21 protein-coding genes are annotated in these 26,452 nt (G+C 63.7%); 8 read left to right on the top strand and 13 right to left on the bottom strand.

Features of this window, described 5'->3' with window-relative positions; all coding sequences use genetic code 11:
* Nucleotides 1–84: 84 nt before the first annotated feature.
* From EN851_RS30970 to EN851_RS30940, 6 genes are all read right to left on the bottom strand, one after another.
* Nucleotides 85–1,239, bottom strand: a complete 1,155-nt coding sequence (locus EN851_RS30970) for an ABC transporter ATP-binding protein (protein WP_135930707.1) — start codon at nt 1,237–1,239, stop codon at nt 85–87.
* Nucleotides 1,232–2,374 (bottom strand): ABC transporter substrate-binding protein, encoded by a 1,143-nt coding sequence (locus EN851_RS30965; RefSeq protein WP_127280705.1) that lies wholly within the window; start codon nt 2,372–2,374, stop codon nt 1,232–1,234. The genes EN851_RS30970 and EN851_RS30965 overlap by 8 nt, the downstream gene beginning before the upstream one ends.
* Entirely contained in the window at nt 2,371–3,213 is an 843-nt protein-coding gene (locus EN851_RS30960; protein WP_135916509.1) for an ABC transporter permease, read from the bottom strand. The genes EN851_RS30965 and EN851_RS30960 overlap by 4 nt, the downstream gene beginning before the upstream one ends.
* Nucleotides 3,214–3,226: 13 nt before the next feature.
* Nucleotides 3,227–4,063 (bottom strand): ABC transporter permease, encoded by an 837-nt coding sequence (locus EN851_RS30955; protein WP_245520843.1) that lies wholly within the window; start codon nt 4,061–4,063, stop codon nt 3,227–3,229.
* Nucleotides 4,064–4,326: 263 nt separating this feature from the next.
* Nucleotides 4,327–6,219, bottom strand: coding sequence for a molecular chaperone HtpG (gene htpG, locus EN851_RS30950; protein WP_135930705.1), 1,893 nt, complete (start codon nt 6,217–6,219; stop codon nt 4,327–4,329).
* Between the two features lie 377 nt (nt 6,220–6,596).
* Nucleotides 6,597–7,481 carry a hypothetical protein gene (locus tag EN851_RS30940; RefSeq protein WP_135930704.1) on the bottom strand — a complete coding sequence of 295 codons (885 nt, stop codon included), beginning with the start codon at nt 7,479–7,481 and terminating at the stop codon, nt 6,597–6,599.
* 175 nt (nt 7,482–7,656) lie between these two features.
* Between EN851_RS30940 and EN851_RS30935 the strand changes: the two genes are divergently transcribed.
* Complete coding sequence (locus tag EN851_RS30935) at nt 7,657–9,678, top strand: ABC transporter ATP-binding protein/permease (RefSeq protein WP_135930718.1); 2,022 nt, start codon at nt 7,657–7,659, stop codon at nt 9,676–9,678.
* 40 nt (nt 9,679–9,718) lie between these two features.
* On the opposite strand, the gene EN851_RS30930 is transcribed toward EN851_RS30935, so the two are convergent.
* Nucleotides 9,719–10,441 carry a haloacid dehalogenase type II gene (locus tag EN851_RS30930; RefSeq protein WP_135930703.1) on the bottom strand — a complete coding sequence of 241 codons (723 nt, stop codon included), beginning with the start codon at nt 10,439–10,441 and terminating at the stop codon, nt 9,719–9,721.
* 47 nt (nt 10,442–10,488) lie between these two features.
* Nucleotides 10,489–11,427 (bottom strand): DMT family transporter, encoded by a 939-nt coding sequence (locus EN851_RS30925; protein ID WP_135930702.1) that lies wholly within the window; start codon nt 11,425–11,427, stop codon nt 10,489–10,491.
* Between the two features lie 210 nt (nt 11,428–11,637).
* Between EN851_RS30925 and EN851_RS30920 the strand changes: the two genes are divergently transcribed.
* Entirely contained in the window at nt 11,638–12,528 is an 891-nt protein-coding gene (locus EN851_RS30920; RefSeq protein WP_135930701.1) for a LysR family transcriptional regulator, read from the top strand.
* Between the two features lie 255 nt (nt 12,529–12,783).
* Complete coding sequence (locus EN851_RS30915) at nt 12,784–13,803, top strand: chemotaxis protein CheB (RefSeq protein ID WP_135930700.1); 1,020 nt, start codon at nt 12,784–12,786, stop codon at nt 13,801–13,803.
* Here the strand turns inward: EN851_RS30915 and EN851_RS30910 are convergent.
* The 4 genes from EN851_RS30910 to EN851_RS30895 form a co-directional block, all read right to left on the bottom strand.
* Complete coding sequence (locus EN851_RS30910; protein WP_245511715.1) at nt 13,793–14,173, bottom strand: response regulator; 381 nt, start codon at nt 14,171–14,173, stop codon at nt 13,793–13,795. The genes EN851_RS30915 and EN851_RS30910 overlap by 11 nt on opposite strands.
* On the bottom strand, nt 14,121–18,167 hold the full coding sequence (locus EN851_RS30905) for a chemotaxis protein CheB (RefSeq protein ID WP_135930699.1): 4,047 nt from the start codon (nt 18,165–18,167) through the stop codon (nt 14,121–14,123). The genes EN851_RS30910 and EN851_RS30905 overlap by 53 nt, the downstream gene beginning before the upstream one ends.
* A gap of 330 nt (nt 18,168–18,497) precedes the next feature.
* Nucleotides 18,498–20,156, bottom strand: a complete 1,659-nt coding sequence (locus EN851_RS30900) for an acyl-CoA synthetase (RefSeq protein ID WP_135930698.1) — start codon at nt 20,154–20,156, stop codon at nt 18,498–18,500.
* 99 nt (nt 20,157–20,255) lie between these two features.
* Nucleotides 20,256–21,149, bottom strand: a complete 894-nt coding sequence (locus EN851_RS30895; protein ID WP_127870274.1) for a LysR family transcriptional regulator — start codon at nt 21,147–21,149, stop codon at nt 20,256–20,258.
* A 103-nt stretch (nt 21,150–21,252) separates the two neighbouring features.
* Between EN851_RS30895 and EN851_RS30890 the strand changes: the two genes are divergently transcribed.
* Both EN851_RS30890 and EN851_RS30885 read left to right on the top strand, forming a co-directional pair.
* On the top strand, nt 21,253–22,026 hold the full coding sequence (locus EN851_RS30890; protein ID WP_135930697.1) for an SDR family oxidoreductase: 774 nt from the start codon (nt 21,253–21,255) through the stop codon (nt 22,024–22,026).
* A gap of 78 nt (nt 22,027–22,104) precedes the next feature.
* Nucleotides 22,105–22,317 carry a 4-oxalocrotonate tautomerase family protein gene (locus tag EN851_RS30885; protein WP_127277455.1) on the top strand — a complete coding sequence of 71 codons (213 nt, stop codon included), beginning with the start codon at nt 22,105–22,107 and terminating at the stop codon, nt 22,315–22,317.
* A gap of 220 nt (nt 22,318–22,537) precedes the next feature.
* Here the strand turns inward: EN851_RS30885 and EN851_RS30880 are convergent, their stop codons facing one another.
* On the bottom strand, nt 22,538–23,464 hold the full coding sequence (locus EN851_RS30880; protein WP_135930696.1) for a transcriptional regulator GcvA: 927 nt from the start codon (nt 23,462–23,464) through the stop codon (nt 22,538–22,540).
* 213 nt (nt 23,465–23,677) lie between these two features.
* Here EN851_RS30880 and EN851_RS30875 point away from each other — a divergent pair, with 213 nt between their 5' ends.
* From EN851_RS30875 to EN851_RS30865, 3 genes are all read left to right on the top strand, one after another.
* Nucleotides 23,678–23,860, top strand: coding sequence for a DUF1127 domain-containing protein (locus EN851_RS30875; protein ID WP_127278399.1), 183 nt, complete (start codon nt 23,678–23,680; stop codon nt 23,858–23,860).
* Complete coding sequence (locus tag EN851_RS30870) at nt 23,857–24,753, top strand: NmrA family NAD(P)-binding protein (protein WP_135916522.1); 897 nt, start codon at nt 23,857–23,859, stop codon at nt 24,751–24,753. The genes EN851_RS30875 and EN851_RS30870 overlap by 4 nt, the downstream gene beginning before the upstream one ends.
* A 272-nt stretch (nt 24,754–25,025) precedes the next feature.
* Complete coding sequence (locus tag EN851_RS30865; protein ID WP_135930695.1) at nt 25,026–26,165, top strand: KamA family radical SAM protein; 1,140 nt, start codon at nt 25,026–25,028, stop codon at nt 26,163–26,165.
* The last annotated feature ends 287 nt before the right edge of the window (nt 26,166–26,452 follow it).

Raw genomic sequence — 26,452 nt, 5'->3', positions numbered from 1 at the left:
TCACGGAATCGCTGAACGGCTCTAACTCTTTGTTTTTTCTCAATTCCGAACGGAAAACCGCTTCACACTTTTCCTGGAATTGCTCTAGGAAATCCGCTGCCCGCTGTCGTCGAGCAGGACGCAGCCCTCCGGGTCGAATCCGAGGTCGATCGCCTCGCCTTCGCGAAGCACGCGGCCAGTGATCGGCGTGTTGGCGCGGAGGCTGGTCTTGCCGCCGATGTCGATCTCGTAGATTGCGCTGCCGCCCAGATACGAGGCCGAGACGACGCGGCCAGTGAGCCGGTTGCCGCTCGTTCCAGTACCGACCGAAAATTTCTGCGGCCGCACCACGACAGTGACCTTGCTGCCGTCGGCAAGCGGCCTTGGACACGCCACGCTGATCGTCTGGCCGGTACCGAGCACCACCGCCTGGCCGGACCTGCTCACGGTCCCGGCAAGCATGTTGGCCTTGCCGAGGAAGTCGGCGACGAAGGCGGTGGCCGGCGTCTCATAGACCTGCTCCGGAGTGCCGATCTGCTCCACCGCGCCGGCGTTCATCACCACGATGCGATCCGACATGGAGAGCGCTTCCTCCTGGTCGTGCGTGACGAAGATGGCGGTGATGCCGGTTTCCTTCTGGATCTTCTTGATCTCGACGCGCATCTCCTCGCGCATGTTGGCGTCCAGCGCCGACAGCGGCTCGTCCAGCAGCAAGACCTGCGGCTCGAAGACGATGGCGCGGGCAAGCGCGATGCGCTGCTGCTGCCCGCCCGACAGCTGCGAGGGCAGCTTCTTCTCGCTGCCCGGCAGCCGCACCATCTCGAGCGCCTTGCCAACCTTGCGGGCGATCTCGGGCTTCGGCACGTTGCGGTATTTCAGGCCGAAGGCGACGTTGTCGAACACGTTCTTGTGCGGGAACAGCGCGTAGCTCTGGAAGACCAGCCCGATGTTGCGTTTGTAAATCGGGATGTCATCGACCCGCCGCCCGTCGATCATGATCTGGCCGCCCGAAATGTCGACCAGGCCGGCGATGGAGCGCAGGATCGTGGTCTTGCCGCAGCCCGAGGGCCCGAGCAGGGTGACGAAGCTGCCCTTGCGGATCGAGAGCGAGAAATCGCGCACCGCGACGAACTTGCCGTAGGCGATGTCGATGTCGCGGAACTCGACCGCCGGGCTGTCTGCCTCGGCGGCCGCGCTCGCGCCGGCTGCCCCGGCCAGGACAGGCCGGGGATGGAGTGTCGTGTCCTGGCTGTCAGGCACCTTTGGAGATCCTGTTCCACTGCTTGGTCCAGGCGTCCTCGTTGGTCGCCCAGTAGGTCGGATCGGCGAAGGTCAGCGACTTCATCGTGCCCGTCTTGTCGAACGCCGGCAGCTTCTCGATCTTCTCGGTCAGCTTGACCTTGTTGGGGTCGAGCGACGGCGGATAGCTCTGGCCCTCTGCCACCGCGATCGAGGTCGCCGGGTCGAGCATGAAGTTGATGAGCTCCTCGCACTCGGCCATCGGCGAGCCCTTCAGGATCAGCATGTCCTCCATCCAGGCATAGGAGCCGGCCGGATCGAGATAGCCGATCGGATGGCCCTGGTCCTGCAGCGCGGCGACGCGGCCCGACCAGGCATCGGTCACCACGATCTCGCCCTTGGAAAGCAGATCCATCAGCTCCGCGCCGGAGCTCCAGAACTTCTTGGCGAGGTCGCGCGTCTCGCGCACCTTGGCCCAGATGGCGTCCATGTCCTTGAGATTGTTGGGATCCTGCCCGGTGGCGAGCGCCGCGTACCAGACCCGCGTCGTCATGTCGGAATAGCCGCCGACCTTGCCGGCGTATTTCTTGTCGAGCAGCAGTGCCGCGCCCTTTTCCTTGGCTTCCTCCGGCGAGATCACCTTGGTGTTGTAGGCGATACCCGTCGTGCCGTAGTCATAGGGCACGGCCGAAAGCTTCGGCGTCAGCTTGCGGAACGGCTCGATCATCGGCTGCAGCACGTTGGCCATGTTGGGAATGTTGGCCTCGTTGATCTCCGAGGTCAGGCCGGCGTTCACATATTTGATGTAATAGTTGACGCCCGAGGAATGGATGACCTGGTAGTCGCCGGGCTTGGCGGTCTTGATCTTGGTGATGATCTCGTCCTCGTCGCCGAACGTGCCCTGGACCACCTTGATCTTGGTCTTGGTCGTGTAGGGCTGGAAGGCGAACTTGTCGATCGCGTCCTGCACCGTGCCGCCCCAACCGTCGAAGCGAACCTCCTGGACCGCGGCGAGCGCCCGGCCCATCCAGGGCATGGAAAGGCCCGCCGAGGCTGCCGCGGCGGCGGTCAGCGTCAGGAAGGTGCGGCGGCTCAAATCGCCATTGGCATATCGGTCGTGCAGTCGTTCCAACCGCTTTGTGGTGGTCAGTTTCATTGTGTTTCCTCCTTTGGTTCGCCACGTCGTCTCAGTTTTGTCAGGCTTTGCAGGATCAGGCCGCCGATCAGCGGGATGCCGACGGTCACCAGGATCATCACGGTGCCGAGCGCGTTGATTTCCGGACTGATCGAGATCTTGAGCATGGAAAGGATCTGGGTGGGCATGGTCTCGACGCCTGCCGGCCGCCAGAACAGGCTGGCCGAAGTGTTGTCGAACGAGATGGTGAAGGCGAGCAGCGCGCCGCCGACCACGGCCGGGATGAGCAGCGGCAGCGTGATCTCGCGGAAGGACGAGAAGCGCGAGGCGCCAAGCGACAGTGCCGCCTCCTCATAGACGCGCCGGATGCCGATTATGCGCGCCTGGGCGATCAGCACGACATAGGGCACGGCCAGCAGGATATGGCCGAGCACCAGGAGCAGCATGGTTCTGGGCTGGTCGACGGCCTTGATCAGCACCAGCAGGCCGACGCCGAGGATTGTTTCGGGCACCAGCGCCGGCAGGATCACCAGCGTGCTCAGCGCCTGCTTGCCGCGAAATTCGAAGCGCACCAGGGCAAACGCCGTGGTGACGCCGATGGCGGTGGTGACGATGGCGGTGACCAATGCGATCCACAAGGACGTGCGGAAGGCGGCCAGCACCGCGTCGTTGGCCATCAGCTTGCCGTACCATTGCAGGCTGAAGCCGGTCATCGGGAAGCCGCCGAACATCGAGGCGTTGAACGACAGGATCACTGTCGCCACGATCGGCGCGAACATGAAGATATAGACGCAGACCGTGACGAAGCCGGTCAGCCGCCAGGCCCATCTGCCTTCCTGCTTGCGCCGGGTCCCGCTCATCCGCCAAGCCCCGTCATCCACCCAGTCCTTTGACGATCTGCGACATGCCCATGTAGCGCGTGTAGACGGCGGCGAAGACGCCGAGCACGACGAACAGCACGATCGAAAGCGTGGCGCCCATCGGCCAGTTCAGCTCGCCCATGATGGTGTCGTAGATCAGGTTGCCGAACAGCGCGTCGCGGCCCGAGCCGAGAAGCTGCGGCGTCACATAGCTGCCGGCGGCCAGCACGAAGCAGAGCAGCAGGCCCGCCGCCAGGCCGGGCAGCGACAGCGGCAGCGTGACCTCGCGGAACGCCTGCGCGCTCGTGCAGCCCATCGAGCGGGCCGCCGAAATCAATGTGCGATCAATGCTCTCCAGGCTGACATAGACGTTGAGGATCATGTAGGGCAGCAGGAAGTGCAGCATGCCCAGGATGACCGCGCCTTCGTTATAGAGCATCGGCAGCGGCTCGTTGATGATGCCCAATTTCAGCAGCGCGACGTTGATGACGCCCTGTTCGCCCAGGATGTTGATCCAGGAAAAGGTGCGGATGGTGAAGCTGATCCAGAACGGCACGATCAGCAGAAGCAAGAGCAGCCATTTGTGCCTGAAGGTCGTGGCCCAGATGAAATAGGCGGGGAAATAGCCGAGCACGCCGCAAAGCAGCGCGGTGATCGCGCCGACCCGCAGCGTCTTCACAAGGAAGCCGGAATAATAGCTGTCGGTGAGGAATTCGTGCCAGTTCGCGGTCGTCAGCGCGCTCGTTTCCACGCCGGCGGTGACGAAGGTGAAGAAGGTATAGCCGGCCATCACGGCGATCGGCAGGACCAGGAAAAAGATCAGCAGCAGGAGCACCGGCGCGACGAGCATCCAGGCCAGCCGTGGATCATACAATGTCCATCGTCGTTTCATGAGCACCCGGACGTTCGCGCCTTCTTGGAAGCGCTTATTTTGTTCCCGGCGCCAAGATTGGGTGATTGCAAGCGCGATGTCTACAGTGGGCGATTGAGCCAGTGGATTTCAGCCCGTTCCCTGCTGGGATAGACGCCAATTTTCGGCGGACGGGGTCGCTGCGCAACCCCGCCTTGCACCTTCGAGCGACAAACACGTCGAGGAGGCTTGGTCGGCGCGCCTCAGCCCTTCGAGATACCGCGCGCAATCAGGCGGGCAAGGCGCTCGGAAAACGCCCTGGCGTCGGCCGGCTTGTCGCCGTCGAGCACGCGCGCCTCGTCGTAGAGCAGGTGGGCGGCATCGTCCTTGAAGGCCTGCTCGTCGTCGCCGAGGCTGGCGAGCGCCCGGACGCGCTCGTGGCGGGGGTTGATCTCGAGGATCGGCTTGGCCGTCTTGTCGAGGCGTCCGGCGGCGTTGAGCAGCCGCTCGAACTGCCGATCCGGTCCATGTTCGGGCGCTACCAGGCAGACCGCGCTTTCGGTCAGGCGGTCGGAAGGCTTGACGTCCGACACGGCTTCGCCAAGCGCTGCCTTGACGAAGGCGAGGAAGCCGTCGACTTCGGGCGTAGCCGCCGTGTCCGGCCTCTTCGCCTCGTCGAGCAAGGGAATGTCGGAAAGTTCGGCCACGCCCTGCGTCACCGACTTGAACGGCTTGCCGTCGAATTCCGGCGCCATCGACGTCCAGAAACTGTCGACCGGGTCGGTGAGCAGCAGCACCTCGATGCCGCGCGCCTTGAAACCTTCGAGCTGCGGCGAGGCTTCGAGGCGGGCGCGGTCGTCGCCGGCCATGAAGAAGATCGCCTTCTGGCCTTCCTTCATTGCGCTGGCATAGTCGGCAAGGCCGCGCCAGCCTTCGCCCGAGGCCGTCGAGCGGAAGCGGGCGAGCTTCAAGAGCTGCTCGCGCCGCTCGTGGTCCTCGTAGAGCCCTTCCTTGAGGACGACGCCGAAGTTCTCCCAGATTTTCGCATAGGCCTCGGGCTCGTTCTCGGCCAGCTTCGAAAGATCGCCGAGCACGCGATTGGTCAGGCCCTTGCGGATCGCGGCCAGCAACGGGCTTTCCTGGATCATCTCGCGCGAGACATTGAGCGGCAGGTCGGCGGAATCGACCAGCCCGCGCATGAAGCGCAGATAGCGCGGCAACAAATCGGCATCGTCGGTGATGAAGACGCGGCGCACATAGAGCTTGATGCGGCCCTTGCGGTCCTGGTCGAAGAGGTCGAAGGGACGCGAGCCGGGCACGAAGGCGAGCACTGAGTATTCCTGCCTGCCTTCGGCGCGGAAATGGATGGTGGCGGCCGGCTCGTCATACTGGCCGGCGAGGCTACGGTAGAAATCGGTATATTCCTCGGGCTTGATCTCGCTTTTCGGCCTGACCCAAAGGGCCGTGCCATCGGCAATGTCGCGTGCCTCGGCGCCGGGTTTCTCGATGAGCGTGATCGGCACGGGCACGTGGCCCGACTGCGATTTCGCCAGCTGCTCGAGCCGGTAGGAGCCGGTATAGGACACGGCATCGTCCATCAGATGCAGCACGACGCGGGTGCCGCGCCTGGGAGCGGCTTCGAGCGGGGCGGGCGCGATCTCGTAGGAACCCTTGCCGTCGGACGACCAGCGCCAGGCCTCGTCGCTTCCCGCCAGGCGGCTGATGACGTCAACGCGGGTCGCCACCATGAAGGCGGAGTAGAAGCCGACGCCGAACTGGCCGATGAGTTGCGTGTCTTCGCTGGCATTGCCGGTGCCGACGCGCTCGATGAAGGCGCGCGTGCCCGAGCGCGCGATCGTGCCCAGCGCCTCCGTCATGTCGTCGCGGCTCATGCCGATGCCGTTGTCCTCGACGGTGATCTCCTTGCTGTCGGGATCGGCTGAAATCGAGATGCGCGGCTTGGGGTCATCGGCCAGCAATTCCGGATGACTGACCGCCTCGAAGCGCAGCTTCTCGCAGGCGTCGGCGGCGTTGGAAATCAGTTCGCGCAGGAAGACGTCCTTGTCGGAATAGACCGAGTGCACCATCATGTGCAGCAGCCGCGAAACATCCGCCTCGAATGCCTTGGTTTCCGTCGCTTTCGTGTTTGTCGTCATTGCGAGTTTCCCACACTGTTCAACCACCCGCCGCGCCGGAGCGCGAGCGAGACTTCCTTTCAACCATTTTTGGCGGCTCTGGCAACTGAGTTCAGCAAGGCCAGCGCGACGACAATATTGTGATGGGGTGCGCCGGCGGCAAGGGCGGAATCGGCGCCGGCGGCGAAACAGTCAATCTCCCCCCTCGTGGGGGAGATGCCCGGCAGGGCAGAGGGGGGCGCGAAGGAACTCGGCCTTGCTTATTTGCTGGGCTACGCGGTGCGCGCCCCTCCAAAGGCAAAAGTGATCCACTGAGACGTCGGCGGGACAGCGCCCCCCTCTGGCCTGCCGGCCATCTCCCCCACAAGGGGGGAGATTGGCAGCTTCGGTGCCGCGCCCTACTTCCCCGCCATATGGTCGGCAAGCGCTTGCGCCTGGGCAAGCAGCGCGGGGAAGACGGGGTTGTCAGGCAGGCTCTTGCCCATGCAGGCGCGGAAGTCGCTGTCGCCTTTTGCCCAGGCGGCGTCGGCGGCATCGGATGTGTTTTCGTCGCTGTCGCCGGTGGCCTGCTTGACCAGCTTCTGGGCGGCGGCATCGGCGGCGGTCCAGACCGCGTCGCAGGCCACGATCTTCGGGACGGGAGGTGTCGCCGGCGCCTCGGCGATCATGACGCTGTTGCCCTTGACGAGCGTGACGACGACCTCCTGGTCGTAGTTCGGCCCGACATCCTGCGCCCAGCCGCCGAGGCGGGCGATCGCCATGTCGGCGCCATCGGGCGTCTTCAGCTTGAAGTCGAGCGTGCCGGTGAAAGCGGCGTCGCTGCCGATGGCCTGGGTGTAGAAGGCATCGAGCTTCAGCGCCGCGTCGAAGTTGGTGGGCAGTTTGAGATCGGCGTCGGTCTCGGCGGCGCGCGACTGCAGCCAGCGCTCGACCAGCCCGCGTGTCGACGCCACGATGCTGGGGCCGTCCTCGGTGCCGTGGCGCAGCCCGTCCAGCATGCCGAATCCGACATCGGAGGAACTGAGGCTTTCGATGTTGATCGTGCCGGCCGCCGGAAAACCCTTGACCGTGAAAGGTCCCAGAAGCGTGGAAAGGCGCTGTTCGAGATCGGCGCGGGCCTTGTCATTGGCCGCGTCGAGCGTTTCAACCGGGGTATTCGCGCTTTCCATCGCGGCGATGGCCGATATCGCCTTGTCGCGCGCGGCGATGTAGTCGTCCTCCGGCGAAGCCGCATGGGCCGCACCGCTCGCCAGCGCCAACACCAAAGTCCAGACCAGACGCATCGTGGAACCTCCGTTTTTACAAGCTCTTCGCGTGGCTTGGTGGCGATTGTGCGGCGGTGAAGTCATGGCGAGGCGTTGCCGATATCGCGGGCGCCGGAACAGGTTTGGCACCGCCGCCAACCGCCATATCAGGAAGACGATGAAACCTTCCGATATCCAGGCCGTTATGGCCGTTGTGGCAGACATCAAATCCAAACCGAAGCCGGTCGGCGGCGCCAAACCAAACGGTGCCAGGAAGCCCCGCCAGCGGGAGGCATCCGATGTCGAGGCCGCTTCCGAGGTCGTCGGCGAGGCCGCACCGCCGCCGGAGGCGGTGGAACCTGATCCGCAACTGAGCCCCGAACAGGCCGAGCAGGCGCGCAAGAAATACCTGCTGAAGCGGTTCTGGATCAGCGCGCGCGGCTATTGGAGCCGGCGCGGCGACAAGCTCGCCTGGCCGTGCACGATCGGGCTCCTGATCCTGATCTGCGTCAATGTCGGCTTCCAGTACGGCATCAATGTCTGGAACCGATCGATCTTCGACGCCATCGAACAGCGCAATGCCCCGACCGTCTATTTCCTGAGCGCCGTGTTCGTGCCGCTGGTGCTTGGAAGCGTCAGCCTCGTCGTCGCGCAGGTCTATCTGCGCATGACGATCCAGCGCCGCTGGCGCTCCTGGCTCACCACATCGGTCATCGGCCGCTGGCTCACCAATGGCCGCTACTACCAGCTCAATCTCGTCGGCGGCGATCACCAGAACCCGGAAGCGCGCATTGCCGAGGATCTGCGGATCGCCACCGAATCGCCGGTGGATTTCATCTCCGGCGTCATCAACGCCTTCCTTGCCGCCTCGACCTTCATCGTCGTGCTGTGGACCATCGGCGGCGCGCTGACGCTGCCGATCGGCGGGTCGACCGTCACCATTCCAGGCTTCCTCGTCATCACCGCGGTCATCTATGCAGCGATCACCTCCACCTCGATGGTGGTCATCGGCCGGCATTTCGTCGAGCTCTCCGAGCAGAAGAACCAGGCGGAAGCGGAATTTCGCTACACGCTGACGCGCGTGCGCGAAAACGGCGAGAGCATCGCCTTGCTCGGCGGCGAGGAGGAGGAGCGCAGCGGCATCGACAGGACCTTCGCCGGCGTGCTGAAGCGGTGGGCGATGCTTGCCGGCCAGCACATGCGCACGGCGCTGGTCTCGCAGGGGTCGAGCCTGTTCGCGCCGGTTGTGCCGGTGCTGTTGTGCGCGCCAAAATTCCTCGACGGCTCGATGTCGCTTGGCCAGGTGATGCAGGCGGCGTCCGCCTTTGCCATCGTGCAGGGCGCGTTCGGATGGCTGGTCGACAACTACCCGCGTCTTGCCGACTGGAACGCCTCGGCACGGCGCATCGCCTCGCTGATGATGTCGCTCGACGGACTCGAACGCGCGGAAGAGAGCGACGCGCTTGGGCGCATCAATCGCGGCGAGACCAAGGACGACACGATGCTGAGCCTCAACAATCTCTCGGTGTCGCTCGATGACGGCACCGCCGTGGTCAAGGAAACCGAGGTCGTGATCCAGCCGGGCGAGCGACTGCTGGTGGCCGGCGAATCCGGCTCTGGCAAGAGCACGCTGGTGCGGGCGATAGCGGGCCTGTGGCCGTGGGGCGGCGGCAGCGTCGATTTCCATCCGGGCAAACGCATGTTCATGCTGCCGCAGCGTCCCTACATTCCCTCGGGCACGCTGCGCCGGGCAGCGGCCTATCCAGGTGCTGCCGACGACTGGACGGTTCCGCAGATCAAGGCCGCCCTCGACAAGGTCGGGCTCGGTCATCTCGGCGCCAAGATCGACGAAGACGCGCCATGGGACCAGACCCTGTCGGGCGGCGAGAAGCAGCGGCTGGCCTTCGCCCGGCTCCTCCTGCACGCGCCCGACATCATCGTGCTGGACGAGGCGACGGCGGCACTCGACGAGAAGAGCCAGGAAAAGATGATGGAAACCATCATCCGCGAATTGCCCGATGTCACCATCGTGAGCGTGGCGCACCGGGCCGAGCTGGAGGCCTTCCACAGCCGCAAGATCACGCTCGAACGGCGCAAGGGAGGCGCCAAGCTCGTCAGCGATATCGATCTCCTCCCGCGCAAGCGCAGGGGCTTGCTCGGCCGCGCCTTGTGGGGTTCCGGCGCCTTGGCCGAGAAGTCGCTCGAGCGCGGCGGCATCCCCCATAAAAAGAACTGAAGACGTCCGGCGCGTTCTCACTCCCGCCGTGGATGGCCAATCAGGCGCGCAATTCTTCCTTATGTGCCTTCACCAGGTCGGCCATGCTGTCGAAGCGGAAGTCCACCTTCGGCATGTCGCCGGGATGCATGGTGGCGCCAAAACCCTGATCGGCGTGCCGGCGCTGGATCCAGCATGATTTTAGGCCGAGGCCATTGGTCACGGCATGGTCATGGAACAGGCTTTCGGCCGTGTGCAGGACCTCCTTGTCGCTGATCCCGAGCGTCGCCAGCTTTTCCAGCATATAGTCGAAATTCCGGGGCGACGGCTTGTAGGAACCGATATCCTCCGCCGTGTAGACCGCGTCGAAATCGACGCCGAGTTTCCTGTTGCTGAAGGAGAAGCTCGTATTGTCGACGTTGGAGAGGATGGCGAGCTTGTAGTGCTTCTTGAGGTATTGCAGGGCGGCGGCGGTGTCGGCAAAGGCCGGCCAGTCCTTCACGCTCTGGCCATAGGCGATGCATTCCTCCGGCGTGGCCACGACGCCCCATTCCTCGGCGAGCCGCTTGTAGACGACAGCCAGAAGGTCGCTGTAGCGTTTTTGCGGTGTCCAGTTCTGCTGGCTGGATTCGTGTCTTGCATGCGCCTGCAGGATGTCGTCGCGGCTCAAGGCGCCGCCAACCCGCTGGGTCAGCGGCTTCAGGGCTTCGATCATGCCGGATTCCCAATCTATGAGTGTGCCGTAGCAGTCGAAGGTCAGGGCCTTGAAATCAGTCAGCTTCATGGGGTTCACTCCTTGGGGTCGATGGTTGGTGTTTGGGCGGATCGCGATCAATCAGCCGATTGCCCGACGGGCTGCCCGACCGGGCGCGGACCTGTCTTCGATACCGTGCCGCGCGAGGATGTCAGCCAGACGCCGAACAACGTCACCGCAAGGCCGAGGACCATCGCCAATGAAAGCGGCTCGCCGAAGAGCAGCCAGGCCCAGAGCATCGTCACCGGCGGGCTGAGATAGATGACGCTGCTGACCTGCGCGGCGCTATGGAGGCGCAGGCTCGCATAGTAGACGCCGTAGCAGAAGAAGGTCGAAAACAGCACCAGCCAGGCGATGCCGAACTCGAAACGGCCATCGAGCGGCGGCATCAGCCCGCCATTCCATCCGGCGCAGGCGGCAAAGAAGATCGCCGCCGTCAGGCATTGGATGCACAGGCTCTGGTGGATGGGCATGTTGATGGTGCCCATCCGCTTCTGCAGCACGGTCGCCAGGGCAAAGACCATCATGGAAGCGATGGTGACCATGTACGCCCAGGCCGGTGCTGTCCCGAGGCTGAGGCTGTTCACCGAAACGATGAGAACGCCGGCCACCCCGAGCGCCGTTCCGGTCCATTGCCTCGATGTCAGCCGATGGCCCAGCACGGGCTGCGAAAGCGCCGCGATGGCGAGGGGGACGAGGTCCGAGATCAGCGCGACGAGGCCGGTCGGCACGCGCTGGCCGATGGCAAGCGCGAAGCCGCCGAGATAGAGGAACATCATCGCCACGCCGAACGCCATCTGCCGCATCAGGGCGCCAGCGCCGATGCGCGGCCCGACCATGAGCGCGAAAGGCAGAAGGACCAGCCCCGACATCAAGGTGCGCCAGAACAGGACCAGCATGACGTCGGCGCTCTCGCTGGCATAGCGGATGCCGACAAAGCCGGAGCTCCAGCTTACGACCAGGGCCGCCGCCAGAAGTGGCCAGGCCAGGCGATGGGACAGAGGTTTAGGCGTCATGCGGTCTCTTCGTCGAGGCGGCGCCGGCGGGCGCCAAGCGGATCACTGCCAATCCCAGGTGCCGACTTATGGCGGCGCGCATCCGCCTTTGCACATGACAAATTTCGATGAATCCATGAAATAGCCACGAAATCTGGCATATCCATTTGCCTGAGAACCGGTTCCGCGCCAGGACCTGGAGCGTTGGTTTCGTTTCGAACGAGGATTGTCATGGCTGGAGTGATGAGCCGCCGCCTGGATGTCGATGCCTTGCGGGCGATGGTTGCGATCGAGAAACATGGCGGCGTCACCCGCGCGGCCGAGATGCTGGGCCTGTCGCAGTCGGCCGTCAGCCACAAGATCAGGCGGCTGGAAGCGAGCCTCGACTGCGAAATCCTCAGCCGCAAGGCCAATGCGCCGATGTTCACCAGCTCAGGGCAGGATCTCTTGGGCTACGCACGGCGCATCCTGGGCATCCATGACGAGGCGATCCTCAGCCTGTCGAAGAGCACGCTGCAAGGCAAGATCGCGTTGGGGATGACCGAGGATACGACCTGCACGGACCTGTCGCGCATCCTTGGCCGGTTTCGCCGGCTCTACCCCGAGGTCAGCGTGCGCACGCAGGTGCGCATGAGCCTGGCCTTGCAGAAACTGCTTAGCGAGGGCGAGCTCGACGCGGCCATCATCCAGGTATTCCAGCACGAGGTCCGCCCGACCGACGTCGTGCTCTTCCACGAGACGCTGCATTGGGTGAAGTCGCCCGAGCTCACATTATCGAAAGGCGAACCCGTGCCGTTTCTGTCCTTCGACGAGAACTGCTTCTATCGCCGTTGGGGCCTCGATCTCGGCCAGGACGAGGGAACGCTGTTCGAGATCGTGTTCGAATGCTCGAGTGCGGCCGGCATCATCGCCGGCGTGACCTCCGGGCTCGGCGTCGCGCTGCTCAGCCAGCGGCATCTGCAACCCGGCATGGAGATTGTCGACAAAACGTTCCCCAAGCCGCCGGATCTAGCCTACGTCATCCGCCGCGCCCGCAACGCCCGCAATCCGGCATTGGAGACGCTGGTGCGGGAGATCGAGGCCGAGGTGCGGCGCCAGGGGACGCTGCAGATCGTGGGGTGAGGGGGGTGGGCTATCTGGAGCACAACGAGTTCTCCGTGCCTGCGCCGACCAAGCTAGACGTCTGCTTTGCGCCTCAAGCATGACGTTCCCACGCTCGCGTCCGAACGCCAGAAGTGGACATCGCTTATGCTCAGGGAATTGGCGAGTTTGCCCTAAGCAAAAGAAAACGCCATTTTCTCTCTGAATCCTGAGCCGCGTAGAACCTTACTCTCGCCTGGACGTTTAGGTTCGACGAACGGATTTTTAAAGATCGTCATGGCACGCTCCACAGTGATCGCAATCGGCGCCTCGGCGGGCGGGGTCGATGCGTTGCACGGTCTCGTTGCCAAGCTGCCGGAAGCGTTTCCAGCCTCGGTTCTGATCGTGTTGCATATCGGCGCCCATCGAAGCGAACTACCCGCGATATTGAATGCCGCCGGACCTGTGCCGGCAAAACATGCCACCAACTACGAACAGATCTCGTCCGGCCAAATCTATGTCGCGCCGCCCGATCACCACATGATAGTCTCACATGGCAAGCTGCGTCTGTTGAGAACCCCGAAGGAGAACTGGGCGCGCCCGGCGATCGACCCCTTGTTTCGTAGCGTGGCCGAGGCCTATGGTCCAAATGCGATCGGCGTGGTCCTGACCGGCTATCTGAATGACGGATCGCTGGGACTCGGGGAAATAAAGCGCCGCGGCGGCATTGCGATTGTCCAGGATCCCGACGATGCGGCGTATCCGGAAATGCCGGGCAGTGCTGCCGCTCACGTGGCGCTGGACTACCGCGTGGCGCTCTCCCGCATGCCCGGATTGCTTGTTGAACTGGTCAACGGAAAGGCAGGAAAGGAAGCGGCTATGCCGAACAAGTCTTCTCAACCTGAGGCCGAGGGGGTTTCTCCGACCATCGACGGCGAAAAATTCGATCGCCCGCTGGCGCTGACCTGCCCGGAATGCGGTGGCGCGCTCCTTAAATCCCAGAATGGTACGATCATCAAGTTCGACTGCCATATAGGTCACAGCTACACCGGGGAGGTCCTGGCCTCTGCCCAATTCGACGAGATGGAGCGGGTTATGAGGGCCGCAGTGAGAATTCTAAACGAGCGGGCTGAATTTTGTCTGGAAATGGCCGAGCAAGCACGCTTGCAGGAACCTGACGCCGCTGGACCCTGGGAAGCTGCTAGCAAGCAGGCGCTGGATCGGGCCTACAAGCTTCGCGTTCTCGTCGAGCAAGACTGGCTCATGCCGGAAACCTTCGGTGCAATGTCGGGGCGCTCGTCTCGGATCAGCGGCTAGACGTGGCAAAGCTCGCCGCAATTGCCCGCTCCAACTCCTGCGGAGCGTAAGGCTTGGCCAAAGTGGTTATGTGGCGATAGCCGTCCACTAGACCATCGCTCCCGTATCCGCTCACAAACAGGAACGGAATGCCGCGCTGCTTCAGAACGTCGGCGACCGGAAACGATCGCGTGCCGGCCAAGTTTATATCAAGGATCGCGAAATCGATCTCCTCATCGCGCGCAAAGACAATCGCCTCGTCCAGGTTATCGACCGGACCTGCAATCCGGTACCCCATTTCCACCAGCAAATCCGCCAGATGCAAGGCAATAAGGAACTCATCCTCTACGATCAGAATCTTGCTTGCTGGACGCGTCGCCACTATTGCCACCCAAGAACTCCCGTCCTGCGGGCATGGGCGCATCTATGATGCAAACAACGCCGGAGGACTTATACGCAACGTTCACATTACCGTGCAGTTCCGCAGCGAGAGCCTTCTCGATCAGGCGCGAGCCGAAGCCCTTTCGCTTCGGCGTGCTTGCCGGCGGGCCGCCGCTTTCTTCCCAACGCAAGGTCAAGCGACGGTCCTGACCTTCTCCTTCAAGGCGCCAGATGATCGTGACATGCCCGTCCTGGGTAGAAAGCGCGCCGTATTTTGCCGCGTTGGTGGATAACTCGTGCAACGCCATTGAAATCGCAAGCGCCGCACTCGGTGTAAGCTGGATGTCCGGACCTTCAATCCGGAACCGGGTTCCATTCCCGGAATGAGGTTTGACGGTATCGGCGACAATCTCATCCAGTTTCGCACTGGTCCAGCTTTCGCGAGTGAGTACGTCGTGTGCCTTTGCCAGATTGATCAGCCGGGACCCGAATGCTTCTCGCGCCTCTTCCATGGTCAAGGCATTACTCAAGGTCTGGGAGGCGATGGACTGGACGACCGCCAGCGTGTTCTTGACCCGGTGATTAAGTTCACCGATCAGGATCTTCCGATGTTCGTCGGCGCGCCGCCGCTCGGTCATGTCGCGTGCGATCGTCGATGCTCCGATGACCTTGCCTTGATCATCTTCAAGCGGTGAAATCGTCAAGGATACCCAGACCAGGCTGTCATCCTTGCGCCGACGGATGGTTTCAAAGTGCTCGATGTGCTCTCCTCGGCCAAAGCGGTCCAGAATATTCGCCTCTTCGCCGTGGCGATTGGAGGGGACCAAGGTCATGATGGATTTGCCCACGATTTCGTCAGGCGAGTAGCCGAACAGGCGTTCAGCGCCCTTGTTCCAGCTCGTTATCATACCCTTGAGGTTTTTGCCTATGATGGCGTCATCGGAGGATTGAACGATCGCCGCGAGCCGCTCCGCAAGCGCCTCGGCCCGCTTGCGCTCGGTGATGTCCACCAACATGTTTACCGCGCCGGTGACTTCGCCAGTGGCATCGCGAAGCAGGGTTGGATAGGAAATGTAGGGTACACGAGTACCATCCGGCCTCTCGCACACCGCCTCCGCTCCCCCCTTTACTTGCCGCTTTTCTTTCAGGGCTATCGCCAAGGGGGATTCATCGTGCGGCAGCAACTCTCCATCCGGCCTATATAGTCGCCAGGAGCCGTTCCATCGATCCGAACCAAGTTTCGGCTCGCGGCCCCAGAGTTCGACGGCGGCCGGGTTGTAAAAAGTGAGCCGACCCGAGGCGTCGGTTGTGTAGACCGCGTTCGGGAGAGCTTCGATAAGATCGCGAAGGCGCTTTTCGCTTCGCATGGTCTCGTCTTCGCTCTGCTTGCGCTCGGTGATATCGCTGAAAGTGACCACCACCCCTGCAATCCGATTGTCGCGGGTACGGTAGGGCAACATGCGCCGCGAGTACCAGCGGCCGGCGTCGCTTGGCACCTCTGCAACGATCGGGGCAAGCTTTTTCAGCACCGTTTCGGCATCAATTATCAGGTTATCGTCTGCGAACTTGCGCGCGAAGTGGGCGATCGGACGGCCAATGTCGGTCGAAACAAGATCGAAGAGTTCCTTGGTCGCGGGAGCGAACCATTTGATGCGCAGTTTTTCATCGAGGAACAGCGTCGCGGTTTCGGATCCGGCCAACAGATTGTTGAGATCATTGGTGGCCGCTTCCAACTCGCCGATCTTGTGCTGAAGCTGGCTATTGACAGTGTTCAGTTCCTCGTTGAACGACTGGAGTTCTTCCTTGGAGGTTTCCAGTTCCTCGTTCGTGGACTGAAGCTCCTCGTTCATCGAGGTCGCTTCCTCGTTCGACGCTTTCAGCTCCTCATTGGCGGTTTCAAGATGCTCGACAGTGCTCCGCAGCTCGGCGCGCGTCGCTTTCAGTTCTTCCTGAAGCGCGCGTTCACCAGCGGCAATTTCCGCCGTTTCGTCCCGCGGAGCTGCCGGGCCACCGCCGGCCTGAGGCCCCTCCGGTGTGAAGCTCACGAGCAGATGGCCGCTCTCTCCAGGCCGACCAGTCAGCGGCATGACAGTCATGGTGACCGCACCGGTCTTGCTGGACCGGGTGCGTGCACTGACTGTGACGCTTCTGTTTTCCCTGGAAGCGTCACGGATTGCGGATCGAAGTTTGAGAGCGAGCCCTTCGCGGACCATGCTCAGCAAATCCCTCGTCGGTTCGCCGGGCGGCTGCTCCAGATAATCCCTTGTCGTTCCATGAAAATAGAGCGCGCGGCCCTTGCGGTCGATTAGGACGGATGCCGGAGCATAGCGTTCAAGCAAGGCGCGCCGCGCAGCTTCTGCGACCGATGCTGCCGAGTCGGGCGGGGGTGACGCTGGCTTGTCAGTCTGATCTGGTCCCACGGGTCCGCGATGCTCCCGGTAGTCGATGAGGTCATGCCGCGTCGGTCCGACGCGGCGGTATATCCGCCATTTCTTCGAGCAGCTCTCAAACAGATCGTCGAGGTGGCCGACCGTCTCGGCATTACCAAGGAACAGATGTCCGCCCTGACGCAGCGCGAAATGACAAAGTGCGATGACACGCTGCTGCGCGTCGGGTTCGAGATAGATCAGGAAATTGCGGCACGAAACCAGATCCAGCCGGGAAAAGGGCGGATCGCGCAACAGATTGTGCTGCGCAAAGACGATCGTGTCGCGAAGTTCCTTGCTGACCTGATAGTTGCCATCGAGTCTTTCGAAAAAGTGCTGGATGCGCTCCGGCGGGAACTCGGCCACTGCCGCCGCCGGATAGACGCCGTCGCGGCCCTTGCGAAGGTTGTCTTCCTGCGCGTCGGTGGCAAACACCTTGAGATCGAACCGCTTTCCGGCGGCAGCCGCGTGCTCCATTACCAGCATGGCAATGGAATAGGCTTCCTCGCCCGTCGAACAAGCAGGAACCCAGATCCGTATCGTGGCCCCTGACTCTCTTTCGGCGACCAGTGGAGCGATCACCAGATCCGATAACGTTTTCCACGCCTCGGCGTCGCGGAAGAATCCGGTGACGTTGATCATCAGGTCCGAGACAAGCGTGGTGATTTCCTCGGGATTGGCCCGCAACTCGTCCAGATACCCGCTAAGCGTCTCGATGTTCTTCAGGCCTAAGCGGCGGTGGATGCGCCGCCGCTGGGTGCTGCGCTTGTAGCTGCTGAAATCATATCCGCTCCGGGCGCGCAGAATTTCGAGAACCTGCTCGATCTTCGCCTCGCCACCGCCCAGTACGGCAGGTGCGGTTTCGATTGGAGCGGCGACATAACCATGGCGAGTGTAAGCAAGTATCACGTCCGGCATCTGTTCAGGTGCAAGGACATGGTCGGCCAAATTCGCCGCTATGGCGCTCCTCGGCATACCGTCGAATTTCGCGGTCTCGGGGGCTTGAATGAGGCTCATGCCGCCCTCGGCCCGGATGTCCTTCAAGCCCTCGGTGCCATTGCTGCCGGTTCCCGACAAAACGATGGCGATGGCCCGTTTCCGCTGGTCCGCCGCAAGCGATCGGAACAGGACATCGACGGGATGGCGGTTGCCGCGGACCTCTGCCGGTCGGGACACGTGCAGCCCGCCATCGCTGATTTTGAGGTCGGTATCGGGAGCGATCACATAGACCCGATCGGAAACGATCCGCATGCCGTCCACGACTTGCGCAACCTGCATGGTCGTGTGAGATGCCAGAACGCGCGCCATCTCGCTTTCGTGCTTCGGGTCGAGATGCAAGACGACCACGAAGGCGCAACCGCTGTCCGCCGGCATCGCATCGAAAAAGCGGCCAAGCGCCTCGATGCCGCCGGCTGACGCGCCGATGCCGACGACGGAAATGGCCGGAGACTCAACATTGGTTTCCTGAGCGGCGTCCGGACGGGCCTGAGCGCTCCGGACTGGCGGGGGCGGTTCAGCAGGCGTGTCGGCTTTCGCTTTTGATCGCCTTTGAGGTCTCCCAGTTTCTTCGTTTGCCATCGATTTTTACGTTTCACATGCTCTCAGCGGGCCACCGAATTCGGTCCCTAAGGTATCTGCCAAGAGCCGCGCGGCCCAAGCTTGCGCTGATTTTCGCACCCCACCCCATCCCAGGCAACTCTATTTGGATCGACGCTGATTTCGAACTCGCCTTTGGGTTACCTCAGCCCGATCTGTACCGACCTAAAAGTCCGCTCCTGAAGATCCGACGACTGAATCACCCTGTCTGCAATCGGCCACCTTCAAGACCTCACATGTCCCACCAAGCGTGTGCTATTCGCGAACATTCGGACTCCAATTCTTCCTCCCCATCAACCCATCCACCCCCCGTCACCCCTTTCTCTTCTCCACCTCCGCCTTCCTCAGCAGAAACCGCTGGATCTTGCCGCTCGGCGTCTTCGGCAATTCCGTCACGAACTCCACCTCGCGGGGATAGGCGTGGGCCGAGAGGCGTTTGCGGACATGCTGGGCGAGTTCTTCGGCCAGTTCCGGGCTGCCCTTGTAGGCGGGCGCCAGGATGACGAAGGCCTTGACGATTTCGGTGCGTTGGGGGTCGGGCACGCCGACGACGGCAGCTTCGGTGACGGCGGGGTGTTCGATCAGCGCGCTTTCGACGTCGAAGGGGCCGATGCGGTAGCCGGACGAGGTGATGACGTCGTCGGCGCGGCCGATGAAGGAGACCGAGCCGTCCGGCTCATATTCCACCGTGTCGCCGGTGCGGTAGTAGCCACCTGAAATGGCCGGGGTTTCGGCCTGGTGGTAGCCGCCGAACCAGCGCAGCGGCGAGTTGGCGATGTCTACGGCAAGGATGCCTGGCTGGTTGGGGCCGAGCTCGTTGCCGGCCTCGTCCAGCACCACCATGCGGTAGCCCGGCATGGCAAAGCCGGCGGAGCCCGCGCGGACAGGGTGCGCGAGGCCATGATGGTTGTTGACCATCATGCCGTTCTCGGTCTGGCCGTAATGGTCGTGGATCGGCGCATCAAGGTGGGCGTCGAACCAGCGGATCACTTCCGGGTTGAGCGGCTCGCCGGCGCTGCTCACCACGCGCAGCCGGCCTTTCACGCGCGCGGCGGCGTCGGGGCCTTCGGCGAGCAGCAGGCGGAAGGCGGTGGGCGAGCCCGCGAGGCTGGTGACGCCAAGCCGCTCGATGACGTCATAGGTGCTTTTGGCGGTGAAGGCGCCCTCGTTGAAGGTGGTGGCGATGCCGAGCAGCAGGGGACCCGTGATGGCGTAATAGAGGCCGTAGGCCCAGCCCGGATCGGCGATGTTCCAGAAGATGTCGTCGGGCCGCAGCCCGATCGCATCGCGCATATAGGCGCCGAAGGCCAGCAAGGCGCTTAGCGGCACCGGCACGCCCTTGGGCAGGCCCGTCGTTCCGGAAGTCGACATCATCATGAACAGGTCTTGGCCCCGGCGCATCACCGGTTCGCAGGCTGGCGAAGCGGCGGCCAGGGCGGCGCGGAAATCGATGTCGCCCTGACGCAAGGCATCGTCCGCACCGAGGATGGTGGCGATCCGTGGAAGGTTGGCGACCTCGTCGAGCTTGCCGCGATTGGCCGGATTGGTCACCACCACCTTGGCCGCGCTGTATTCCAGGCGGTGCTCGATGGCCTTCGGGCCGAAGGCGGTGAACAGCGGCTGGTAGACGGCGCCGATGCGCCAGACGCCGAGGATCAGCGCCACCAGTTCGGGAATGCGCGGCAGCATGCCGGCAACGACATCGCCCGGGCCGACGCCCTGTTCCTTGAGCATATTGCCGACACGTCCGGACATGTCGTCGAGATCCTCGAAGGTGAATTCGCTGAGCTCGCCACCGGCGGAGATCGCCCGCAGCGCCAACCGGTTCTGGCCGGTGTGCCGGCCGCAGCACTCGACATAGGCGTTGATGCCGGTCGCCGGGTCGCCTTGCAGCCTGGCGATCTCATCCTCGATGCGGAAGCCCGAAACGGCGTCCTCATAGCGCGGCAAGCCGGCTTGTGTCGTGGTCATGAGAATCCTCCCTGCCGGTGCGCCATCTCCTCATGGCGCGCTGTCGCGGCGACAATGGCATCAGATGGCGCCGATGGGCAACGATCGATGCCTCGGGTTTTACAGGTTCGCCTCGGCGAAGATGCGCGCCGCCCAGTCGAGAAAGACGCGCATGCGCGGCGAAAGCTGCCGGTTCTGCGGATAGAGCGCCGACAGCGGTGTCGGCGATGGCGGGTATTCGGCCAGCACCTCCACCAGTTTGCCGTCGGCCAAATCCTTCTCGAAACGATAGCGCGGCGCCTGGATGAGGCCGAGGCCGAGCCGCGCCAGGTCGGCGGCGGTATCGGAATTGTTGGCGGCGACGCGGCCGGGCAACCTGACCTCGCGGGTCTTGCCGGCGACGGTGAATTCGAAGGGCAGCACCTCGCCGGTGCGCGAGGAGACGAATCCGATCGCCTGATGGCCGTCCAGCGCGTCGGGGGAGGCGGGCGTGCCGTGGCGAGAGAGATAGGCGGGGCTGGCGCAGGTCATCTCGCGGATCATGCCAAGGCGGCGCATGATCATGCCGCTGTCGGGCGGTTCGCCGACGCGGATGACGCAGTCGACACCCTCGCGCACGAGGTCGACCAGCCGGTCGCTCTGGCCGATCTGCAGGTCGATGCGGGGAAAGCGGGCGAGGAATTCCGGCAGGCGCGGCAGCAGGAAGGTGCGGGTGAGCAGCGTGCTGGCATCGATGCGCAGCAGGCCGAACGGCTCGGCATTGCGGAAGGCGGCCTCGGCATCCTCGATCTCGGCCAGGATCGACAGGCAGCGCCGGTAATAGGCCTCGCCGTCCTGCGTGGCATTCACCTGGCGCGTCGTGCGCTCCAGCAGCCGCGCGCCGAGATGCTCTTCCAGCCGCCGGATCGCTTCCGTCGCGGTTGACCTGGGCAGGCCGAGATCGGCGGCGGCAGCGGTGAAGCTGCGCCGCTCCAGCACGCGGACGAAGAGCCGCATCGTGTCGAACCGATCCATGGGCTTTGTTCGCAGTTTCCGAATAGTGATGTCAACAGATGGCTGATTATCCGGAAATTGGCGCGGCCTATATCCGTCTCACCAACAAGAAGGAGAGACTTCCATGACATCCGGCCAAACAAGTACGGGCAACCAAACAAGCACGGGTCAAACCAAAGCGGCGATCGTGACCGGCGCCTCGAAGGGCATCGGCGCGGCGATCGCGCGGCGGCTTGTGCGTGACGGCATTGCCGTCGTCGTCAACTATGCACGGGGACAGGCGGAGGCCGAAGCATTGGTGGGGGCCATCGAAGCCGATGGCGGCAAGGCGATCGCGGTGCAGGCTGACATGGCCGATCCGGGCGGCATCGCCAGCCTTTTCGACGCCGGCGAGAAGGCCTTCGGCGGCATCGATATCCTGGTCAACAATGCCGGCATCATGAAGCTTTCGCCGATCGCGCAAGCCGATGACGCCTTCTTCGACACCCAAATCGCGATCAATCTCGGCGGCGTGTTCCGTGGCATGCGCGAAGGCGCGCGGCGGCTGCGCGACGGCGGCCGCATCGTCAATTTCTCCAGCAGCGTCGTCGGCCTCTACCAGCCGGGTTACGGCGTCTATGCCGCCACCAAGGCGGCGGTCGAGGCGATGACGCACATCCTGGCCAAGGAGCTTGGCGCGCGCCGCATCACCGTCAACGCGGTGGCGCCCGGACCGGTCGAGACGGCGCTGTTCACGGATGGCAAGAGCACGGCGCAGATCGAGGCCATCGGAAAAATGATCCCGCTCGGCAGGCTCGGCCAGCCCGACGACATTGCCGGCGTGGTGTCGTTCCTGGGCGGGCCGGACAGTGGCTGGGTCAACGGGCAGATCATCCGCGCCAATGGCGGCGTGATCTGAGGAGGCAGGCCGCTGCTGTCCGCCGACCTGCTCCGTCCCCGAACCCTGAAACCAACCTCCAGAAACAAGGAACAGACCATGCCATTCGCCAATATCAAGATGCCGCAGGCCGCGCTCTCCAAGGCGCAGAAGGAAGACCTCATCCATCGCACGACAGCCATGTTCGTCGACTTCTTCGGCGAGGGCGTGCGGCCCTACACGATGGTGCTGGTGGAGGAAGTCGCCGACGGCGGCTATGGCCGCGCCGACGAGGTGTTCATCGTGCCGGAAGCTTTTCGCGCCGAGGAATAGGCCTTCGAACGCGATACCCGTCATATGACGACCGGTCGCCGCGAACGCCAACGTCCACTCTGTCCGCGGGCCTTTCAATGCATGTCGGTTCCCGAAAAACCGATGCCCCCTTTGGGGCGGCATGCATTCGCGGCGGGGGCCAGGTGGGCAGCCCCGAGTTGTCCACCTGTCTCGCTTCTTTCGTCGCTGGCGCCTGATCAATCGATGGAACCGGATGCGCTCAGCTGGCTTCGGGCGCCTGGCTCTTGGGCACGCCGACCCAGTCGGCCGCGATCTCGGCGAACAGCCAGTCGCGGAACGCCCTGACTTTTTTCTGGCGCAGCGCGCCTTCGGGATAGACGACGTAGTAGCTGGCCGCTGATTTCAGTGCGAGGTCGAAGGGTCGCACCAGCCGCCCGGCCGCGAGGTCGGCCGAGACCAGCGCGCTGCGGCCGAGCAGCACGCCTTCGCCATGCACCGCGGCCTCGACGGCGAAGGTGGCGGAATCGAAGCGCACGCCGCGTTTGGGGTCGATGCCTTCGACGCCGGCCTGTTCAAGCCATGTCGCCCAGTCGATGCGGAAGGCGTCGTGGATCAGCTTGTGATGCCTCAAATCCCCGGGCTGCCGCAGCGGGTGCTCGCCTTGCAGCAGTTCCGGGCTGCAGACCGGGAAGACCTCCTCGTCGGCGAGGAATTCCGCCGTCACCCCGGTATAGCCGCCGCGGCCGTAGCGGATGGATATGTCGATGCCGTCGCTGACGAAATCGGCCAGCACACCCGAAGTCGCCAGCCGCACGTCGATGTCGGGATTGGCGCGATGGAAGCGGTGCAGCCTCGGCACCAGCCAGCGGCCGGCAAAGCCGTCCGACGTGCTGACGTTCAGGATGCGCGTCGAGCGGTCGGGCATGGCCGCGATGGTGGCGGCGGCGATCTGGTCGAGCGCCTTGCCGACCTCCGCCGCATAGGCCGTGCCGACAGCGGTCAGCCGCACGGAGCGCGTGCCGCGATCGAAGAGCTGGATGCCCAGCCTGTCCTCGATGTTGCGGATGGCGCGGCTGACGGCGCCATGGGTGAGGTTGAGCTCTTGCGCCGCCTTGGAGAAGCTCAAATGCCTGGCGGCCGCGTCGAAGGCGGGCAAGGCGGTGAGGGGCGGCAATCTGCGCGGCATGGGTTCCACCTGTGAGCGTTGCTCACAAATCCTGCACAAAGAGTCGTTTGTCGTCCAGCCCGAAACCGCCCAATATTCAGGCATACCAAGCATCCACACCGGACTTCCGGTTTATCGATGCGCTGAATTGACCAGACAAGTGTGAGCAATCGTCATGCTCGCCCGGTGGGCGACATCGGCATTCTCGCGCCCGCTAGAACACAGGAGACGAACATGAACCTGACCCTTGGACCCATCACTGCCGCGGTGAGCGGCCTTGCCATGCGAAGCGCGGCAGCGTTCGAGCGCCGCCGCACATTGCGCAAGGTTTCCCGGCTTTCCGACCGCCGTTTGCATGACATCGGCCTTGAACGCGACTGGGACGGTTCAATTCTCGGCAATGGGAGGGCGATATGACCAGCACGTTGATCATCGGCGCGACCGGGCTTCTCGGCAGCGAGATGGCGAAGGCCAGCGCGCGCAATGGCGACAGCTTGCATGTACTCGTCCGGCCGGCAACATCAGCCAATGGAGAGCGGATGCGCCCGCTGAAGGAGCTCGGCGCCACGGTGCATGTCGGCGATCTCGACGACTATGACAGCCTTGTGCGCGCCGTCGGCAAGGTCGATCGCGTCATCAGCTCGGTGCATGTCGGCTCGGCCAGCGAGATGACGCTGGTGCGCGCCGTCAGGGATGCCGGCGTCTCCCGCTATGTGCCGTCCGCCGGCTTCGGCCTCGACTTCGCCGCCGCCGCGCCCGGCTCGATCGAACCGCTCGACATCAAGCGGGCCGTCTTCGACGCGGTCCGGGAGGCCGACCTGCCCTATACGGTGATCTACACCAACGGCTTCTTCTCGACCTGGGTGGCGACCCTGGGAGACCTGACGCGCTTCGGCTCCTCGCCGCTGCCGCCCGACGAGGTGACGCTCTATGGCGACGGCAATGTGCCGGCGACGTTTGTCAGCGAGAAGGATATCGCCGCCGTCACAATGCGCGCGCTGGAGGATCCCGATGCTGTTCGCAGCGAAATCCGCATCGCGCAGAACAAGATCACGCAGAGCGCGATGATCGAGCTGTGGCGCCGGGTGAGTGGCCGCTCGCCGCGCGTCAAGCAGATGAGCGCCGATGAGTTGGAGGCGATGATCGCGGCGGTTCCCGGCCTTGGATTGCTGCGGGCGTTCTGGCTCCGTGGCGAGACCGCGCTCGAGACGGCCACTCCGGAAGCGGGCGCGCTTTACCCGGAGCTGAGGTTTGAAAGCATTGAGAGCGCTTTTGTGGCGATGGCCGGCGCGGGTGGGCGGAGGTTGTGAAGGTTAGGGTTCTTGGCAAAGTCGGCTCTCTCCGGCGCCCCCTCTGTCCTGCCGGACATCTCCCCCACGTGGGGGGAGATCGGATGTCGCGACCGCTTTCGCCAATCTCCAAAGCTATAAAGCTATAAAGGGAGAGCCGGCGTCTGAACTGCCAATCTCCCCCCTCGAGGGGGGAGATGTCCGGCAGGACAGAGGGGGCGCCGTAGAGCGCGGCGGTTGACCCAACAGCCCATCCAGCCGATAGGTCCGCGCGAACAGCCCGAGACCTGCTAATGCCCAACCTCAGAGATACAACCCGCGCTCCCGACACCGCCTGGCAGGACGATGTCCGCGCCGGCGTGCGCCATGTGCGCGACCTCGCCTCCCTGCCGCTCTCGCCGGCCGAACGCGAAGCCGCGCAGGCTGCCGCTGCGCTGCACAAGGTGCGCGCGCCAAAAAGCTATCTCGACCTGATCGACTGGAACGATCCCACTGACCCAATCCGGGCGCAGGTGATCCCGTCGCCTGGGGAATTGGAGGAGGCGGAGGGCGAGCTCGGCGATCCGATCGCCGATCATGAATTCAGCCCGGTGCCGCGATTGACGCATCGCCATGCCGACCGGGTGCTGTTGTTCCCGACCTATCAATGCGCGGTCTATTGCCGGTTCTGCTTCCGCAAGGAATCGCTGACCTCGATCGGCCGTGGCTATACGCGCGAGGCGCTGGAACCGGCGCTGGCCTATATAGCGGACCACCCCGAAATCCGTGAGGTGATCCTGACCGGCGGCGATCCGCTGTCGCTGCCGGATAAGGCACTTGCCGAAATCCGCGCCCGTGTCGAGACTATTGCCCATGTGCGGCTGTTGCGCATCCACACGCGCGTGCCGGTTGCGCTGCCGTCGCGCATCACGCCAGGGCTGGTCGCGGCACTGCAGGGTCGGCTGATGGTGACGGTGGTCACCCACTTCAACCATGCGCACGAGATCACCGATGCAACCGAAGCGGCTTGCCGCACCTTGCGACAGGCCGGTTTCGTGCTGCTCAACCAGAGCGTTCTGTTGAAGGGCGTCAACGATACGGTCGAGGCGCTGGAAGAGCTCTGCCGCGAGCTGATGTACCGGCTGGGGATAAAACCCTATTACCTGCACCATGGCGACCTCGCGCGTGGCATGGCGCACCGGCGCACCACGATCGAGCACGGCCAGGCGCTGGTGGAAGCGCTGCGGGCGCGGCTCTCGGGCATCTGCAATCCGGTCTATGTGCTGGATCTTCCGGAAGGCGGCGGCAAGGTGCCGCTCGCACCGTGCCCTATCGAGGGGCGCGACGGAGAGAGCTGGCGCATTCGCGGGCTCGATGGCACGGTGAGGGATTATCGGGAGATTTTGGGCGTTCGGGAAGAACGGCCCTCGAAGAATCCGGCTGCCGGCTCATGACGCCAGGATGTTACTCCTGCTTGCGTCATAGCAACTGTTCATAATGGCGCAGCGTCTGCGCCGCCCCTCACCTGCCTGCCGGCATCCTCTCACCGTATAGTGACGGGGAGAGGGGCGCACCGTCGCCGATTTCGCCAATCTCAAGCGTTGCAGGAAAACCACCGGCGTTGCGGCCGGTCCTCTCTCCCCGTCACTATACGGGGAGAGATGTCCGGCAGGACAGTGAGGGGCGGCGCTGACGCCAAAGATTGCTGCATTCGGCCGGAAACTCATGATGTCGTAACGCA

This window comes from Mesorhizobium sp. M8A.F.Ca.ET.208.01.1.1 (assembly GCF_004791315.1).
Classification (GTDB): domain Bacteria; phylum Pseudomonadota; class Alphaproteobacteria; order Rhizobiales; family Rhizobiaceae; genus Mesorhizobium.
The sequence above is the reverse complement of the archived record's forward strand: the minus strand, read 5'-3'. Positions and strand labels throughout refer to the sequence as shown.

Coding starts and splice junctions, on each gene's coding strand:
- EN851_RS30880 (WP_135930696.1), bottom strand. CDS start 23,464: ATGCCGCGCAGATTGCCGCCCCTCACCGCCTTGCCCGCCTTCGACGCG.
- EN851_RS30905 (WP_135930699.1), bottom strand. CDS start 18,167: ATGGCAAACGAAGAAACTGGGAGACCTCAAAGGCGATCAAAAGCGAAA.
- EN851_RS30960 (WP_135916509.1), bottom strand. CDS start 3,213: ATGAGCGGGACCCGGCGCAAGCAGGAAGGCAGATGGGCCTGGCGGCTG.
- EN851_RS30965 (WP_127280705.1), bottom strand. CDS start 2,374: ATGAAACTGACCACCACAAAGCGGTTGGAACGACTGCACGACCGATAT.
- EN851_RS30875 (WP_127278399.1), top strand. CDS start 23,678: ATGAACCTGACCCTTGGACCCATCACTGCCGCGGTGAGCGGCCTTGCC.
- EN851_RS30955 (WP_245520843.1), bottom strand. CDS start 4,063: ATGCTCGTCGCGCCGGTGCTCCTGCTGCTGATCTTTTTCCTGGTCCTG.
- EN851_RS30900 (WP_135930698.1), bottom strand. CDS start 20,156: ATGACCACGACACAAGCCGGCTTGCCGCGCTATGAGGACGCCGTTTCG.
- EN851_RS30930 (WP_135930703.1), bottom strand. CDS start 10,441: ATGAAGCTGACTGATTTCAAGGCCCTGACCTTCGACTGCTACGGCACA.
- EN851_RS30890 (WP_135930697.1), top strand. CDS start 21,253: ATGACATCCGGCCAAACAAGTACGGGCAACCAAACAAGCACGGGTCAA.
- EN851_RS30915 (WP_135930700.1), top strand. CDS start 12,784: ATGGCACGCTCCACAGTGATCGCAATCGGCGCCTCGGCGGGCGGGGTC.
- EN851_RS30925 (WP_135930702.1), bottom strand. CDS start 11,427: ATGACGCCTAAACCTCTGTCCCATCGCCTGGCCTGGCCACTTCTGGCG.
- EN851_RS30940 (WP_135930704.1), bottom strand. CDS start 7,481: ATGCGTCTGGTCTGGACTTTGGTGTTGGCGCTGGCGAGCGGTGCGGCC.
- EN851_RS30920 (WP_135930701.1), top strand. CDS start 11,638: ATGGCTGGAGTGATGAGCCGCCGCCTGGATGTCGATGCCTTGCGGGCG.
- htpG (WP_135930705.1), bottom strand. CDS start 6,219: ATGACGACAAACACGAAAGCGACGGAAACCAAGGCATTCGAGGCGGAT.
- EN851_RS30865 (WP_135930695.1), top strand. CDS start 25,026: ATGCCCAACCTCAGAGATACAACCCGCGCTCCCGACACCGCCTGGCAG.
- EN851_RS30885 (WP_127277455.1), top strand. CDS start 22,105: ATGCCATTCGCCAATATCAAGATGCCGCAGGCCGCGCTCTCCAAGGCG.
- EN851_RS30870 (WP_135916522.1), top strand. CDS start 23,857: ATGACCAGCACGTTGATCATCGGCGCGACCGGGCTTCTCGGCAGCGAG.
- EN851_RS30895 (WP_127870274.1), bottom strand. CDS start 21,149: ATGGATCGGTTCGACACGATGCGGCTCTTCGTCCGCGTGCTGGAGCGG.